12 protein-coding genes are annotated in these 15,439 nt (G+C 48.3%); 6 read left to right on the top strand and 6 right to left on the bottom strand.

Going from position 1 to position 15,439, the window contains the following annotated elements:
* Positions 1–666: 666 nt before the first annotated feature.
* Entirely contained in the window at positions 667–1,299 is a 633-nt protein-coding gene (locus tag DXA74_RS03755) for a sugar O-acetyltransferase (RefSeq protein ID WP_233550452.1), read from the bottom strand.
* A 373-nt stretch (positions 1,300–1,672) separates the two neighbouring features.
* Here DXA74_RS03755 and DXA74_RS03750 point away from each other — a divergent pair, with 373 nt between their 5' ends.
* Entirely contained in the window at positions 1,673–3,787 is a 2,115-nt protein-coding gene (locus tag DXA74_RS03750; RefSeq protein ID WP_118525493.1) for a right-handed parallel beta-helix repeat-containing protein, read from the top strand.
* A gap of 78 nt (positions 3,788–3,865) precedes the next feature.
* Here DXA74_RS03750 and DXA74_RS03745 read toward each other — a convergent pair whose 3' ends face one another.
* The 4 genes from DXA74_RS03745 to dapF all read right to left on the bottom strand — a co-directional run bounded on the left by DXA74_RS03745 (position 3,866) and on the right by dapF (position 10,539).
* Positions 3,866–6,007 (bottom strand): sodium:proton antiporter, encoded by a 2,142-nt coding sequence (locus tag DXA74_RS03745; RefSeq protein WP_118525492.1) that lies wholly within the window; start codon positions 6,005–6,007, stop codon positions 3,866–3,868.
* A 209-nt stretch (positions 6,008–6,216) separates the two neighbouring features.
* The gene (locus DXA74_RS03740) at positions 6,217–8,403 is read right to left on the bottom strand and encodes a glutamine synthetase III (protein ID WP_118525491.1); all 2,187 of its coding nucleotides are present in this window, start codon (positions 8,401–8,403) and stop codon (positions 6,217–6,219) included.
* 49 nt (positions 8,404–8,452) lie between these two features.
* Positions 8,453–9,682 carry an LL-diaminopimelate aminotransferase gene (locus tag DXA74_RS03735; protein ID WP_118525490.1) on the bottom strand — a complete coding sequence of 410 codons (1,230 nt, stop codon included), beginning with the start codon at positions 9,680–9,682 and terminating at the stop codon, positions 8,453–8,455.
* Positions 9,683–9,729: 47 nt separating this feature from the next.
* Positions 9,730–10,539 (bottom strand): diaminopimelate epimerase, encoded by an 810-nt coding sequence (gene dapF, locus DXA74_RS03730; RefSeq protein WP_118525489.1) that lies wholly within the window; start codon positions 10,537–10,539, stop codon positions 9,730–9,732.
* Between the two features lie 264 nt (positions 10,540–10,803).
* On the opposite strand from dapF, the gene DXA74_RS03725 reads away from it, so the two are divergent.
* The 5 genes from DXA74_RS03725 (at position 10,804) to DXA74_RS03705 (ending at position 13,580) form a co-directional block, all read left to right on the top strand.
* A complete protein-coding gene (locus tag DXA74_RS03725; RefSeq protein WP_118525488.1) occupies positions 10,804–11,697 on the top strand; it encodes an AraC family transcriptional regulator in 894 nt (297 codons plus the stop codon).
* A gap of 375 nt (positions 11,698–12,072) precedes the next feature.
* A complete protein-coding gene (locus DXA74_RS03720) occupies positions 12,073–12,354 on the top strand; it encodes a DUF3791 domain-containing protein (RefSeq protein ID WP_370448482.1) in 282 nt (93 codons plus the stop codon).
* Positions 12,351–12,836 (top strand): DUF3990 domain-containing protein, encoded by a 486-nt coding sequence (locus DXA74_RS03715; protein ID WP_118525487.1) that lies wholly within the window; start codon positions 12,351–12,353, stop codon positions 12,834–12,836. Before DXA74_RS03720 ends, DXA74_RS03715 begins: the two co-directional genes overlap by 4 nt.
* Positions 12,837–12,865: 29 nt before the next feature.
* Complete coding sequence (locus tag DXA74_RS03710) at positions 12,866–13,060, top strand: DUF3791 domain-containing protein (protein WP_233550451.1); 195 nt, start codon at positions 12,866–12,868, stop codon at positions 13,058–13,060.
* A 175-nt stretch (positions 13,061–13,235) separates the two neighbouring features.
* On the top strand, positions 13,236–13,580 hold the full coding sequence (locus tag DXA74_RS03705; RefSeq protein ID WP_118525485.1) for a HigA family addiction module antitoxin: 345 nt from the start codon (positions 13,236–13,238) through the stop codon (positions 13,578–13,580).
* A gap of 149 nt (positions 13,581–13,729) precedes the next feature.
* On the opposite strand, the gene asnB is transcribed toward DXA74_RS03705, so the two are convergent.
* The gene (gene asnB, locus DXA74_RS03700; RefSeq protein WP_118525484.1) at positions 13,730–15,397 is read right to left on the bottom strand and encodes an asparagine synthase B; all 1,668 of its coding nucleotides are present in this window, start codon (positions 15,395–15,397) and stop codon (positions 13,730–13,732) included.
* Positions 15,398–15,439 lie beyond the last annotated feature (42 nt).

Genomic DNA, 15,439 nt, shown 5'->3' with positions numbered 1-15,439 from the left:
GTAATATTGGCTTGGCATTGAAAATCGTATTATTATTTGTAGTATAAGAGTTATCGATATGCAAAGTAAAGCAGACCACAGCAATTGAGACGGTTGTCAAATTATTACCTCAAAACAAGGTAATTCTTCTAAATCGCTTAACTTCAAATAGCTATATTCCTTATAAGATTTATGCAAAACATTTGGAAAAGAATAATATTTTTCCACTTTGTCATTTTGACAATCTAACTTGATGAGTTTTCCATTTTTACAGGGAAAAGTCCGGAGACTTGGAAAAACTTAAATCTCAGACTTCGTTTTTTAGGGCAATGTTTTAATAATCACTTTTTTGAAATGGAAAATCTTGTAGTTCTCTTTGATGGAAAGAGATAAAAATGAAGCGAAAAACAAGGCTTTCGGACTTTGTTTTTAAGTTGTGCTGATGTTTTGAAAGAGTTACCACGGTCATTGAGTGAAACCACCACGGTACTTTTGGATAACTTGCGCACTGTATTTGAGTGAACTTCGTATGATTTTTTGTATAAAACGCGCATATATGCAGTATATATGCGCGTTATTGGTGTATAGTTATGCAGATTCTTTCCCAGAAGCGTACTTTACCCAGAAGCCAGTGTTTGTAGAAACGGGCGAACCGGTAGCAAAAGGAAAGGATTTCTGACCGGTAACTTACTTCAAGCAGATTCTATCCTCGTCGGTTATCGGCCGTATCGGGCGGCATGGATTACCTACTGCGAGCATTCGGGGTGGGATGGATTTGGTTACCACACTTCCGGCACCGATGACAGCACCTTCGCCGATCTCCACACCGGGCAGGATGACTACATTGGCGGCAATCCAAGCATGGTTCCCGATTTTTATGGGGCGTGCCGCCATCAGCCCTTCCTGGCGCTGGTCTTCCTGCAAGGCATGGGTTATGGTAATCAACGAGCAGTTGGGACCTATCATGACGTTGTCTCCAATCGTCACTTCGGCTTCATCCAGAATGCTCAGATTGAAATTCCCGACGAAATGATCTCCAATCCGGATATTAAATCCGAAGTCGCACCGGAAAGGACTGTGAATCACACTGTCTTTACCGAACTTTCCGAGCAGTTTCTGGAAAGCCTGCCGGCGTTCCTCTTTGCGGGAGGGGCGCATATTGTTGATGTCGAAACAGGCATCGGCACAGCGGGTCAGCATGTCGCTGATCTCTGGTGAGTCGGCTGCCGCAGCACTGACCCATTTTCCGGCGTGCAGCATATCCAGTATCTCGTCAATGGACGGGCTGGAAAGGGCGTTTTCTTTATTTGTGGTTGGCATAGTTTTTGAAGTTTTGATTTTAATATTATAAAAAGGAAGAGTCTTATTCATTTGTTTTTTTATGATCAGCCTTTAATAGGCAGAAATATAATTCAAAATAAAACAATTTGTTTCATAAATTGTTGCTTTATCAGAATTATTATTGTCGGCTTGATAGATTTTTAATGAATCAATTCAAATCCGTTTCTTTCTAAAATACCGTTTAAAAGATTGTATTTCAGTAATTTCAAAGACCGATCAACCATCTTTTATTGGACAATAGTGATTTGTCTTGTCATTTTAATTCCGCCAACGGGTTTGAATTAATATTTGGATATATCCTCAAAAAGTCATTATTTTGCAACTAACTGTTATTTCTGAAAAACAACATACTATGAAACATTTCTTACTTATGTTACTGGTTCTTTGGGGGCAAACCGTCTGGGCCGAGAAACAAATCTATGTATCGCCTAAAGGTAACGATCAGGCTGAAGGAACACTATCACATCCGTTAAAAACCATCCGTGCCGCATTGGACAAAGCCAACATGCTGAATAATGAGGATGTCAGGATTTTCTTGCGCAAAGGCTGCTACGAACAGTCGGCGACGCTTGAAATTGGTCAAAATGCCCGATATGCCTCACTCACTATCAGTCCATATCAGGATGAAAGTGTGAGCATCTCAGGAGGACGGGAGATTGCCTTATCCAAAATGAAGAAAATATCAGACCAGGGAATTGCCGCACGATTGCCGGAAACAGCACGCAAGTTTGTCCGTGAAATAGACTTCCGCAAACTGAACATACCTATGGCCGATTTGCGTCCGTCCGGTTTCGGCCGTCCCAGCAGTCCGGCATGGAGTGAATTATTTGCCGACAGTGAACCTCTCAGTATTTCCCGCTGGCCCAACGATTCTACCGTACTGATAGGCAAAGTCCTGGAAGCCGGAACCGGTGAAAGGGTCAAAGATGCCAAACTGCCGGTATTTCAGTACAACGAAGAACGTCCGTCAGCCTGGAGCAATGCCGGCTCATTCTGGATCGGTGGATACTTTGCACACGGTTATGCCAGTGATATGATACGTGTAGATCATCTGGACCCTGAAACCCATACTATTCATGCGGCACAGCAAACTGTTTACGGATTCATGACGGGAGCCGACTGGCGGCGCTGGTATGCCTTGAACCTGCTGGAAGAACTGGATCGACCGGGTGAATATGTCATAGACAAGGAAAACGATAAGATATATGTCTATCTGCCGGAAGGGACCCAACAACTGAATGTCAGTGTGCTGGATGAGCCACTGGTTGCCATCGAGAACTGCCGGAATGTTACACTCAGCAAGCTTACCTTCGAATACGGCCGTTCCATCGGAATTTATCTTGAAAAAACCCAACATGTACGCATTACAGGATGCACCATACGCAACGTCGGTGGTGTAGGAATCTCTATCGGTAAAGGAACAGAAACGCCCGACAAGCAGACCCTGAAACCACATGCAGCCGAAGCTGGAGGCTCGCCTAAATCGCGCGTGGTAGGAGACCTGATGGGCAGAGTTTACCAAGATGTTCTGTTCAACCGTAACGGCGGTACCGACAACGGTATCACGGACTGTTATATCTATAACACCGGTAGCGGAGGAATAAGTTTGGGAGGAGGCGACCGCGCAACACTCGCACCGGCCGGAAACTTTGTAGAAAATTGCCGTATACATGATTTCAACCGGGTGGAAAAATCGTACCGCCCCGGTGTGTGGATTGACGGTGTGGGTAACCGCGTCAGCCGGTGCGACATCTATAATGCTCCCAGCATGGCTATCTTATTTCACGGAAACAACCATATTATCGAATACTGCAAAATCACCAACGTGTGCAGTGAGGTAGACGATCAAGGAGCCATTTATTACGGACGGGACCCATCTGAGTTGGGTAACGTCATCCGTTACTGCTATTTCCATAAACTTAGTCCACGCCACCGTGTTACGGCTACTTATCACGACGACGGTGCCTGCGGCGGCGAAGTATACGGAAATATTTACCACAACGCAGGCTCACTGCCTGTACTGATTGGTGGCGGACATTACAACCACTACCACCATAATATTTTCATCGATTCGCCTGTGGCTATCCATCTGGATAACCGTATGCAGAACTGGGGAGCAGGAATGGTTGCTCCTGACGGCATTATTGACCAGCGACTGAAAGCTGTGAAATTTCAGGAGCCGCCTTACAGCACAACCTATCCGTTTTTAGTAAATTATTGGGAAGAAAACCCCTCCTATCCGCACGGGAACCTGATAGAAGGCAATCTGTTCTATCGCATTAAAAATCTGGTGAACGGACAAACCCAATGGGGAGAATTCCGTAACAACTGGTCTACCAACAACGATCCGGGATTTGTTGACCCGGAAAATCCGCTGAAAGGCTTTAAGGAAGATGCACCTGTTTACCGGTACATTCAGGGATTCCCGCAATTGCCGTTCGACAAAATCGGGTGTACCTTAAAATAAAAACAACCATACTTCCTGTCATGATTATATCCGTTCAGGCTTCTTCAAATTTCGCCTGAACGGATATTTTTTCTTTCCTTATTTCTTCGGCTGTTCCTGTTTCTTTTTATGAATCATCCAGCGGAACAGAGAAGCGGGAATGGTATGGCTGAACGAGTTCACCTCGTCAATCCGCTTGTTGATGCTCTCCATATGCTTTTCGGCATCCTTGTCCGACAGGATACCCTCGTTGGTCAGTTGGTTTACGGTGCGCCGTTCGTCACTCAGCAGCATACGGATGGACTTCTGGGTGAGCGCATGGTGATATGCGCGTGGGAACTCCTGCGCCAGCTTCTGAATCACTTCGTTCATCTTGTTTATGTTCTCCGTAATCTCCTCTTTCAGTTGGGCCAACAGGCGTTTCTGTTCTTCGGAAACCAAGTCCGATGAGGCGAGATCATCCAGGAACTTCAGATCCTCGCGTTGCAGGATGATGAAACCGCGTCCCAAATCATAGATGATCATGATGCGTTCGCGGAAGTAGAAGCTGATCCAGTCGCGCATAAATCCCAGACTGCGCAGGTGATGCAACAAGGCGGCCTGCTCGCAGAAGTTGAAAATAGACTGGCGGAAACTCAGGGCATATTCGCCGTCGTGGTCATACATCTCGTCGAGCGAAGCCATCAGGCGTACGAACGAATCTTTCGAGATAATGCCTTCCTGATAGATCATGCGGCAGCTGGATTTCTCCTTGTCCAACACACGCAGACGGATTTCTGCCAGAAAGTCCTTGGAGCGGGGACTATTTTCCGGCTCTTCCGGCATTTCGGGCAGATAGTTACGCACATGATCCCAGTTGGCATCCGCCAGCTGTTCGCGCGTGGTCAGCTTGTTGAAATACTTCTCCGAACTTTCGTAGATGTGTTCCTGAATGCGGTATTCCATCTGGCAACGCGCTGTGGACACATGGATCAGTCCCAGGCGTTTGAGCAGCCAGCGCATGGTCGTAGCGTTGACCGACAGGGTGAGCGTCACAATTCCCGCCGTGAAGAACAGCACCTGTTTGCGGATCTCTTCTGGAATCTCCGGAGTGTAGGACACCATCAGAGCCAGCGTCATACCCAAGGCACCGCGCAGTCCGCCCCACGTCAGAATCACCGATTCGCGTTTGGTCAGTCCATAACCCAAATGCTTCATCAGCGGATACAGCATCATGATCATGACAAAACGGATTAGATTCAGTCCGATATACAACAGAATCAGAATACCGATATTGGTCCAGGTAACATCCACCTTTTCGGCAATGACGATACCCACGATGATAAACACCAGCGTGTTGGCGATATGGGCCAGCAGTTCCCAGAACTTTTCCATAAACTCATTGACCTGCGGCTTCAGGCGTGGGCGACCTTTGTAGGAGATAGTCAGACCGAAAGCCACCAGGGCAATCACTCCCGATACACCCAGATAGAACTGTGACAGGATAAAGGTGGTATAGGCCGCCAGAATGATCACACTGTTCTGAATCACCTCTTCGGAATTGATGCGGGTGATGAACCACAGGGCGGCCCGTGCCAGAATGAAGCCCAGCAAGGCACCGCCGGCTACAACTATCGTGAACTCCGCCAGCGGAGACGCACCGGACTGCATGCCGCCCACATAGGCGCCGAAAAACAGCATGAAGCACACGATACCCGTTCCGTCGTTCAGCAGCGACTCGCCGTCCACCAGAGTGGAAAACCGCTTGCTGGTGTTCAGTTCGTGCAGCAAGGCCACCACGGCCACCGGGTCGGTGGCACTGATCAGGGCACCGAACATCAGCGCGAACGACCACGACCACGAAGCATACTCCGGAGCAATCCATCGGAAGCCCATCACCAGAGCGGCGGTGAGCAGCATGCCGATAATCAGTCCCGGACCGGCCAGCAGCGTGGCGTTCGACAGTGTTTTCTTGAAGATGTGCATATTCATTTCGTAGGCCGCATCGAAAATCAGGATGGGCAGAAACACATACAGAATGAAGTCGGGGTTCATGTCGCCCACCGACTGTATGGTCTGGCTGATCTTGGGCAGTGTGGCAAAGCAGTCAAAGCGCTCCAGCACACCGATGAGCAGACCGAAGGCAAAGAGCCCCACGGTATAAGGAATATTCCGCGGTTGCAGGATTGACTTCAGGATGGCTCCGATCATGAGTCCGCTCACGGCCAGAAGCAGGGGAGAGAGTAGATTAAATTCTTCCATAACAGATTCAGTTTGTGTTCTAGACGTAGAACTGTTGCATATAATTAAACTTTGCCAACAAATATCGCTATAAAAACCTATATATGCAAGATATTTAAAAAAATAAAAAATGACATCCGCCGGATTTTGATCTCCGGCAAGATGCCATTTCCCATTAATCATCAATGAAACAAAAGTCGCTTTTGTTTGCTTTCCCTATGAACTGATATTTATCTGATGAACAGTAATTCGCGGTATTTCGGCAGTGTCCACATCTGGTCGTCTACAATCAGTTCCAGTTTGTCGATATGGTAACGGATTTCGTCCAGTGCGGGCACCACGGTATCGTGGTAGGCGATGGCCTTTTCACGTTCGCTGGTAATCTTGTTGGCCACCTTGCGCGCTTCAATCATGCTGTCCACATGCTCCTTGATAAAGGCCGTGTGCTTTGAAATCTCTTCAATCAGTTCCAGATTCTTTCCACAGAGCTCTTCAGCCTTGTCTGCTGCGAACAGCTGGCGCATCTTGAACACATTGTCAATCAGTTCGCTCTGATATTTGGTGGCAACCGGTACAATATGATTCATGGCCAGATCGCCCAATACGCGGGCCTCGATCTGAATCTTCTTGGTGTAGGTTTCCCATTTCACCTCGTTGCGGGCCTCCAGTTCCTTGCGGGTCATCACGCCGGTCTTTTCAAACATTTCCACACTGCTTTCAGACAGATAGTTGTCGAAGATGACAGGCACACTGGTTTCGCAGTCCAGTCCGCGGCGCGCTGCCTCTGCCTTCCACTCGTCGCTGTATCCGTTTCCGTCGAAGTGGATCGGTTTGCATATCTTGATATACTTGCGGATTACAGACAAGATTGCCGAAGTCTGCTTTTCGCCTGAGGCGATGCGGCTGTCCACTTCCTGCTTGAATTCGGTAAGCTGTTCGGCCACGGCGGTGTTCAACGCAATCATCGCGCTGCCGCAGTTGGCTTCAGAACCCACGGCACGGAACTCAAAGCGGTTGCCGGTAAAGGCGAACGGTGAGGTACGGTTGCGGTCAGTATTGTCGATCAGCAGTTCCGGAATCTGCGGAATGTCCAGTTTCATGCCCTGCTTGCCGCTCAGAATCAAAGCATCCTGATCGCTTTCCTCGATGTGGGTCAGCAAATCGGACAGCTGTTTGCCCAAGAAGCTGGAGATGATGGCTGGAGGTGCCTCGTTGGCGCCCAGACGGTGGGCGTTGGTGGCACTCGAGATAGAAGCCTTGAGCAGTCCGTTATGACGGTAAACGGCCATCAGGGTGTTCACCACGAAGGTGACAAAGCGCAGGTTGTCGGCCGGAGTCTTTCCGGGAGCCATGAGCAGCACGCCGGTGTCAGTACCCAAGGACCAGTTGTTGTGCTTTCCGCTTCCGTTTACGCCCTTGAACGGCTTTTCGTGCAGCAGCACGCGGAATCCGTGGTTACGGGCTATTTTGCGCATGAGCGACATGATCAGCATGTTGTGGTCGTTGGCCAGATTACATTCCTCATAGATCGGAGCTAATTCGAACTGGTTCGGAGCAACCTCGTTGTGGCGGGTCTTGACCGGGATACCCAGTTTCAGCGCCTCAATCTCCAGTTCTTTCATAAAGGCGGCCACACGGGTCGGGATGGCACCGAAGTAATGGTCCTCCAACTGCTGGTTCTTGGCAGAGTCATGTCCCATCAGGGTGCGTCCGGTGAGCAGCAGGTCGGGGCGGGCGGCATACAGCCCTTCGTCCACCAGAAAGTATTCCTGCTCCCAGCCCAGGTAAGTGATTACTTTTTTCACTTCCGGATCAAAGTAATGGCACACGTCGGTTGCCGCCTTGTTTACGGCACGCAGAGCCTTGAGCAACGGAGCCTTATAGTCCAGTGACTCGCCGGTGTAGGCAATAAAGATGGTCGGGATGCACAGCGTGTCGTCCACGATGAATGCCGGAGATGAAGGGTCCCAGGCCGAATATCCGCGTGCTTCGAAGGTGTTTCGGATACCGCCGTTCGGGAAAGAAGAAGCGTCCGGTTCCTGCTGTACCAGCAGTTTTCCGCTGAATTCCTCGATCATGCCTCCCTTACCGTCGTGCTCCACAAAAGAGTCATGCTTCTCGGCTGTGCCTTCGGTCAGTGGGGCAAACCAGTGTGTGTAGTGGGTTACGTGCATTTCCGTAGCCCATTTCTTCATACCTTCGGCCACGGCGTCGGCAATGCTGCGGTCCAGCGGACTGCCGTTGTCAATCACGTCAATCAGTTTGCGGTAAACCGGTTCGGAAAGATACTTGAACATCTTTTCCTTGTTGAACACATATTTGCCGAAATATTCCGAAGGTCTTTCGGCGGGAACCTCTACGTGGGCCGGTTTCTTGAGAAACGCGCTTTCCACCACTCTGAATCTCAGTGTAGACATAGCTAATCTTGTGTTATGGTTGTTGTTATCGTTTTGTGATTTTCTTTTCTCAAATTCTGTTCTTGATGCGCTTCATGGCTTCGATGCAGTCCTCCCGGTTGCCAAAGGCGGTGAGGCGCAGATAACCTTCGCCGCTGGGGCCGAAGCCCGATCCCGGTGTGCCTACAACATGAGCCTGATGCAGCAGCCGGTCGAAGAACTCCCAGGAAGTAACGCCCTGCGGTGTCTGAAGCCACAGATAAGGCGAATTGACTCCTCCGTAAACGGTCAGCCCGGCTTCGGTCAGTCCTTCGCGCATGATGCGGGCATTTTCCAGATAAAAGTCGATGGTGGCCTTCACCTGCTGTTTTCCTTCCGGATTGTAAACCGCCTCGGCTGCTCGCTGGGTGATGTAGCTGGTGCCGTTGAATTTGGTACACTGGCGCCGGTTCCAGATCGGGTTCAGTTTTTCTCTCCGTCCGTCCCGGGTGCGTCCGCAAACATCCTGAGGCACCACGGTGTATCCGCAGCGTACCCCCGTAAATCCGGCGGTCTTGGAGAAACTTCGGAACTCGATGGCACATTGGCGCGCTCCCTCGATTTCGTAGATGGAGTGGGGCACTTCCTCTTCGCGGATAAACGCCTCGTAGGCGGCATCAAACAGGATGAGGCAGTCGTGCTCCAGAGCGTAGTCCACCCACCGTTTCAACTGTTTGCGGGTCAGTGCCGTACCGGTGGGATTGTTGGGGCTGCATAGGTAAATCAGGTCTACTGGCTGCTCCGGCAGTTCCGGCACAAACTGGTTTTCTGCGGTGCAGGGCATGTAGGTGATGCGGCTCCACCGTCCCTGTTTGTCCAGTGTTCCAGCTCTTCCGGCCATGACATTGCTGTCGATATATACCGGATAGATCGGATCTGTGACACACACCCGGTTGTCGGTATGCAGAATGTCGCCGATGTTGCCCGTATCGCTTTTGGCTCCGTCGCTGACAAAGATTTCCGATGCGTCCATCTCGATGCCGTAAGGTGCGAAGTCGTTGCGGATGATTGCCTCGATCAGGAAGTCATATCCCCGTTCCGGTCCGTATCCGTGAAAGGTCGCGCTGTCGGCCATTTCGTCTACAGCCCGATGCATGGCCTGGATGCAGGCTTCGGGCAACGGCCGGGTCACATCGCCGATTCCCAGGCGGATGAGTTGTGCTTCGGGATGCTCTTCCTTGAAGGCTCCTACTTTGCGTGCAATCTCCGAGAACAGATAGCTTCCCGGCAATTCCAGAAAATGGTCATTGATGCGTAGCATAATTTTTGCTTTAATATATAAATAATGTGTTTGTGTTGTTGTTATCCCTACTCGTCAATCTCTATTTCTCCGTCGAACACCCGTGTGGCCGGTCCGGTCATGCGGATTTGTCCGTCTTCTTCATTCCATTCAATCGTCAGTGTACCGCCGTCCATGGTAATTCTTGATGTCCGTCCGCAGCGTCCGCTGAATGCGGCGGCCACAGCAGTGGCACAGGCGCCGGTACCGCAAGCCATCGTGATGCCCGAACCTCGTTCCCACACTCGCATCCGGATGTGTCCGTCCTCCTGAATCTGTGCGAACTCTACATTCACGCGGTCCGGAAAATCCGGATGATGTTCTAATTGAGGACCGATTTCTTCGAGCCGCACCGTTGAGATGTCATCCACAAAAATTACCAGATGCGGATTGCCGACCGACAAGGCGATGCCTTTTCCGGGATATATGCCACAAAGGTCAGTTTCACGGATATTTTGAGGCATTCCCATTTCCACGGTGACCGATTCTACTCGTCCTTCTTTGGTGTTCAGGTGCAGGTGTTTGATGCCCGAAAGCGTTTCCAGCCGGATATCTTTCCGGTCGGTGAGTCCGTATTCGTACACATACTTTCCGATGCACCGGCTGGCATTGCCGCACATCAGGGCTTCGGAGCCGTCGGCATTGAAAATCCGCATGCTGAAGTCAGCGGTTTCCGATGGTCCGATCAGTACCAGCCCATCGCTTCCTATGCCCGTATGCGGTCGGCTCCAGGCTACGGCCCATTTTTCGGGATGAGGCAACGGGAACAACTGTGTGTTCACATATATATAATCATTACCTGCTCCGTGCATTTTGGTAAAGCTGATGACTCTTTTCATGTTTTATTAGTTTTGTGCTTTCTTTTTGCTTTTCTTTGATGCAAAGTTATTTCTTTTTGTTTTGAATATTCTGTTGCGATGCATCTTTCTGAAAAGAAAATTGAGTTACTTACGTTTTGAGGATAATCTGGCTTTGTAAGTTTGATTTTGATGGTTTGAAAATGTTGTATGTTTCAATCTGAAACTTTCTCTGAAAATGCTGTGATGAGGCAGTGTTGATTTTTAATTTTTCTGATAAATTATTTGCTTTCAAAAAGAGCTAAAATGGAAAAAGTAAGTAATTGTTTTTTATGTTATTGGCTTTTCAGTTCGGCGCTAATCACCCTGCTCAACCGTTTTTATCTGACTCCCAAGCGTATTTGGTTTCATCTTTCTGCGTGGGTTTTGTTTACGGGACTTTCTGTTTGGGTGCTTTTCGGTTTGTCTAAGGGAACTCCCCGTCATGTCGGTTTGTTCTTTATGACGATATGGCTGTTTTCTTATGGAATATGGCTGGCGCGCCGTATTATAGTTACCTACCGCCGTTCGGTCCGTTCGTTTGATGATACTCACTCCGATTATATAGCCGTATATATCAAATGGATGTCTATTTATACTTATTGGGCGGTGATTTATGGAGTGAGTTGCGGTTTGCTTACCTTTTTGCCGGACGAATATGTTTATTTGTGGATCATTTCTTCCATTCCTTTTTACATCTATTTGTTCTGTTCCTATTTGAATTACCTTTTATTTTATGAACAGGTGGAGCGTGCGCTGGAAGTAAAGAAGGACCCGGATGCCGATGATGACGAAGAGGAAGCAGAGGCTTCGGACAATCCGCAATTTTATGAAGGCATATCCGGCAAACTGAATGACTGGATTGCCGGCAATTCCTTCACAGAGCCCGGTTTTACCATTGAGGATCTGGCTCGTGCATTGAATACCAACCGTACCTATCTGAGCCATTATATCAAGAATATTTATAAAATGTCTTTCCGTGAGTGGGTCACTTCGCTTCGTTTGGATTATGCCAAGAAGATGTTGTTGGAGCATCCGGAAATGAATGTAAGTCAGGTGGCCGAGGAGTCCGGCTTCTTGTCTTTGAGCTATTTTAGTAAAATCTTTACAGAAAAAGAAGGTTGCTCTCCGGCACGTTGGCGCAAAGGCGAGCGGGGATGAATACCTTATACTCAGAATTTGTTTTTTTGCTCTATCTGCAAAAAGTATGAATGCTCCATTGAGTCGCAAGGATTAGAAGTACGAAATGGCGACGGTAACAGTCAGTCAATATTGAAGAAATAGGAAACAAAGCGTCGAACAGGATTCCGATTCCGCCCGCAACAGAAGATAATCGAAGTATAACCCCTAAAAAGAAAGGAGGACATGAAGGAATACATGGAGAATCCACCAGTGGGTTGTATCGGCGGTTATTGAAAAGTAAGATAAGAGAATAAAACAACAGGAGCCTTCGGCAGTGCCGGGGGCTTCTTGCGTTTGATGCTAAAGCAAGCAAAGAATGAAAATCATAAATGCCAAAGAAGATGAAAAAAATATATGCTGGCAGGGTTATATCTAACTAATAAGTTTTATATTTGCATATACATACCTATTTGTTATTTTATGAATTTTGAGCAGCTGTGTTTTACAACGTTTTGTGTCGGCAGTTTGGCTGATGCTTTGAAAATGAGTGCAGGTAAAGTATATGGTATGTTGCGCTCATCTGGTATTCTTACAGAATATCTGTTACCGGGATATGAGGTGCTACATACATTCAGTAAAGAATATATTGTGGACGACTTGATTTCATATATGAAGGAGAAAGGAGTTTTGGAATGAGACTGTATCATGCTTCAGATATAGTGATAGAAAGTCCTGATGTATATCATTCACGTGAACATCTGGATTTTGGTAAAGGCTTTTATTTGACATCAATACGCATGCAAGCAGAAAAATATGCACAACGTTTCTTGTTGCGTGGTAAATGTGCTTTTGTTAATGAATATCTGTTGGACGAGGACTTGTCTGGCTATGTCGTGAAAGTATTTGAAAGTTATGATGAAGAGTGGTTGGATTATGTTGGTAAATGCCGTAAGGGACTTAATGAAATAGCGTATGATATTGTGGAAGGTGGTATAGCCAATGATAAAGTATTTAATACAATAGATTTGTATTTTTCAGGAGCTATGAGTAAAGAGGATGCGCTTGGCAGATTGGCATATGAACATCCTAATCATCAGTTGTGTATATTAAATCAAGATGTGCTTTTACATCATTTACATTTTGTAGGAGCAGAAGAAATAAAAGCAGGAGGAAGGTGATCATGTTGGCTGATAAAATAGTTTTGCAGATGAAATATGCGCGTATTGTCCGTTTGTTTGCTGATAAGTTGCAGATTAAATACGAAGATGCACTTTCCTTCTTCTATGATTCTGAAACTTATAAACTTATCAGCAATGGAGTAGCTGATATGCATTGCCTTAGCGATGAATATCTTGCCGATGAGTTGCTGATGGAATGGAAAGAAAAATATTCCCCGCTATAGTTAGATAATAAATTTTCCACTTTTATAGTGGACTATTATGGACGACAATTTATTATCTTTGATTCATGAACAATACAGAGTAGCATGGAAATAATATTCAACGAAAAGTATTTGCAAGAGATGTATATTACGGGGTAGACGGACAAGTCGAACCATTATAAATAGCTGACGTTTTATGATAGAGATACAAGGAACAGATTCGATGATGATTGCCAATAATCTTACTCCAGCATATCCCACTCATCCCGGTGAGGTGCTGAAGGACGAGATTGAGTACCGTAAGATCTCGCAGCGTAAACTGGCAGAGAATATGGGAATATCTTACAAGATTCTGAATGACATTCTTAATTGTTGTCGTCCTGTCACGACGCAGACTGCAATGCTTTTTGAGGCGGCACTAAATGTTCCGGCAGATTCCTTAATGCGCTTACAGTTGAAATACAATATGCAACAGGCAGCTGCTGATCCTTCCTTTATGGAGCGCTTGAAGCAGGTACGCAAGTATGCCGCCATGCTGTAGGTTACGATACACCAAAAGTATCAGAACAGTTCGTGCTGATGAAATAGAAAAAACATTATGATGAAATTTTCAAATCATCATAATGTTTTTTTTGTTTATTGAGGTTTAGTCTAAAAGATAAAGTTATCGGCAATTCTGCTTTTCCTTTTTTATTCGTAAGCTTCTTCGTGAACACCCTTCACCGCTCTTCCGCTCGGGTCGTTCTTGCCTTGGAAAGAAGCGTCCCATGCCAGAGCTTCGGCGGTAGAGCAGGCCACGCTCGGTACACTTGGCACACTGCGTGCGGCGCTTTCGCTCGGGAAGTGTTCTTCGAAAATGCTGCGGTAATAGTATTCCTCCTTGTTCTGTGGCGGGTTGATCGGGAAGCGTTCGGCTGCATGGGCCATTTCTTCGTCGCTTACGGCCTGAGCTGTCATTTCTTTCAGTGTGTCAATCCAGGAGTAACCCACACCGTCGGAGAACTGTTCCTTCTGTCGCCAGGCCACGGATGCCGGAAGCATGTCGGCAAAGGCTTCGCGCAGTACGCGCTTTTCGATTTCCTGACCGGGGCACATCTTGGATGCCGGGTTCAGGCGCATGGCCACATCCAGAAATTCCTTGTCGAGGAAGGGGACACGGCCTTCGACTCCCCAGGCCGAGAGTGATTTGTTGGCGCGCAGACAGTCGTAAAGATGCAGTTTGGAGAGCTTGCGCACGGTTTCTTCGTGAAAGGCCTGTGCGTTTGGCGCTTTGTGGAAGTAGAGATAACCGCCGAACACCTCGTCGGCACCCTCACCGCTGAGCACCATCTTGATGCCCATGCTCTTGATGACGCGGGCCAGCAGATACATCGGGGTAGAGGCGCGCACGGTGGTCACATCATAGGTCTCTATGTAATAGATCACGTCGCGGATGGCATCGAGTCCCTCCTGAATAGTGTAGTTGATTTCATGATGCACGGTTCCGATATGATCGGCCACCTCGCGGGCCTTGGCCAGATCGGGGGCTCCCTTCAGACCCACGGCGAACGAATGGAGCTGCGGCCACCAGGCTTCGTTCCGGCTGTCGCTTTCGATGCGGCGTGAAGCGAATTTCTTGGCCACGGCCGAGATGATGGAACTGTCCAGACCGCCTGAAAGCAGCACGCCATAAGGCACATCGCTCATCAGTTGGCGCTTGACGGCTTCTTCGAGTGATTCCTTCAGTGCCGGAACGCTGGTGGGCGCATCCTTTACGGCGGCATAGTCAAACCAGTCGCGTTCGTACCAGCGGGTCATCTTGCCTTCACGGCTCCAGTAGTAATGTCCCGGAAGGAAAGGCTCATAACGCTCGCAGAATCCTTCAAGCGCTTTCAGTTCGCTGGCACAGTACACGGTGCCGTCGGCATCATAACCGATATACAGCGGAATGACTCCGATCGGGTCGCGCGCAATCAGAAACTCGTCTTTCTCCTCGTCATACAGGGCAAAGGCAAAGATTCCGCTCAGGTCTTCCAGAAAGCGGATGCCTTTTTCACGGTAGAGGGCCAGCACCACCTCGCAGTCGGAACCCGTCTGGAAGGGATATTTCCCTTTGTAGCGGTTGCGGATGTCGCGATGGTTGTAAATCTCGCCGTTCACGGCCAGAATCTGTTTCCGGTCGGGTGAGAACAGGGGTTGCCCGCCGCTTTGCGGGTCTACAATCGAGAGGCGTTCGTGCGCCAGAATGGCGCTTTTGCCACAGTAGATGCCACTCCAGTCCGGACCGCGGTGCCGGATCTTTGCCGACATCCGCAGCGCCTTGTCGCGCAAGGCTTTGGACTGCTCCTTGATATTGAATATTGCTACGATTCCACACATAGTTGTTCGTGTTTATGTTGTTGGTTATAAGATGCGTGTTTG

This window comes from Bacteroides sp. OF04-15BH (assembly GCF_003477995.1).
Lineage (GTDB): Bacteria > Bacteroidota > Bacteroidia > Bacteroidales > Bacteroidaceae > Paraprevotella.
Note: the sequence above shows the minus strand (reverse complement) of the source record. Positions and strands in the feature narration are given on the sequence as shown.

Excerpts from the sequence above, each read along its gene's own strand:
- DXA74_RS03755 (WP_233550452.1), bottom strand. The coding sequence starts at position 1,299 with ATGCCAACCACAAATAAAGAAAACGCCCTTTCCAGCCCGTCCATTGAC.
- DXA74_RS03750 (WP_118525493.1), top strand. The coding sequence starts at position 1,673 with ATGAAACATTTCTTACTTATGTTACTGGTTCTTTGGGGGCAAACCGTC.
- DXA74_RS03745 (WP_118525492.1), bottom strand. The coding sequence starts at position 6,007 with ATGGAAGAATTTAATCTACTCTCTCCCCTGCTTCTGGCCGTGAGCGGA.
- DXA74_RS03740 (WP_118525491.1), bottom strand. The coding sequence starts at position 8,403 with ATGTCTACACTGAGATTCAGAGTGGTGGAAAGCGCGTTTCTCAAGAAA.
- DXA74_RS03735 (WP_118525490.1), bottom strand. The coding sequence starts at position 9,682 with ATGCTACGCATCAATGACCATTTTCTGGAATTGCCGGGAAGCTATCTG.
- dapF (WP_118525489.1), bottom strand. The coding sequence starts at position 10,539 with ATGAAAAGAGTCATCAGCTTTACCAAAATGCACGGAGCAGGTAATGAT.
- DXA74_RS03725 (WP_118525488.1), top strand. The coding sequence starts at position 10,804 with ATGGAAAAAGTAAGTAATTGTTTTTTATGTTATTGGCTTTTCAGTTCG.
- DXA74_RS03720 (WP_370448482.1), top strand. The coding sequence starts at position 12,073 with ATGCTGGCAGGGTTATATCTAACTAATAAGTTTTATATTTGCATATAC.
- DXA74_RS03715 (WP_118525487.1), top strand. The coding sequence starts at position 12,351 with ATGAGACTGTATCATGCTTCAGATATAGTGATAGAAAGTCCTGATGTA.
- DXA74_RS03710 (WP_233550451.1), top strand. The coding sequence starts at position 12,866 with ATGAAATATGCGCGTATTGTCCGTTTGTTTGCTGATAAGTTGCAGATT.
- DXA74_RS03705 (WP_118525485.1), top strand. The coding sequence starts at position 13,236 with ATGATAGAGATACAAGGAACAGATTCGATGATGATTGCCAATAATCTT.
- asnB (WP_118525484.1), bottom strand. The coding sequence starts at position 15,397 with ATGTGTGGAATCGTAGCAATATTCAATATCAAGGAGCAGTCCAAAGCC.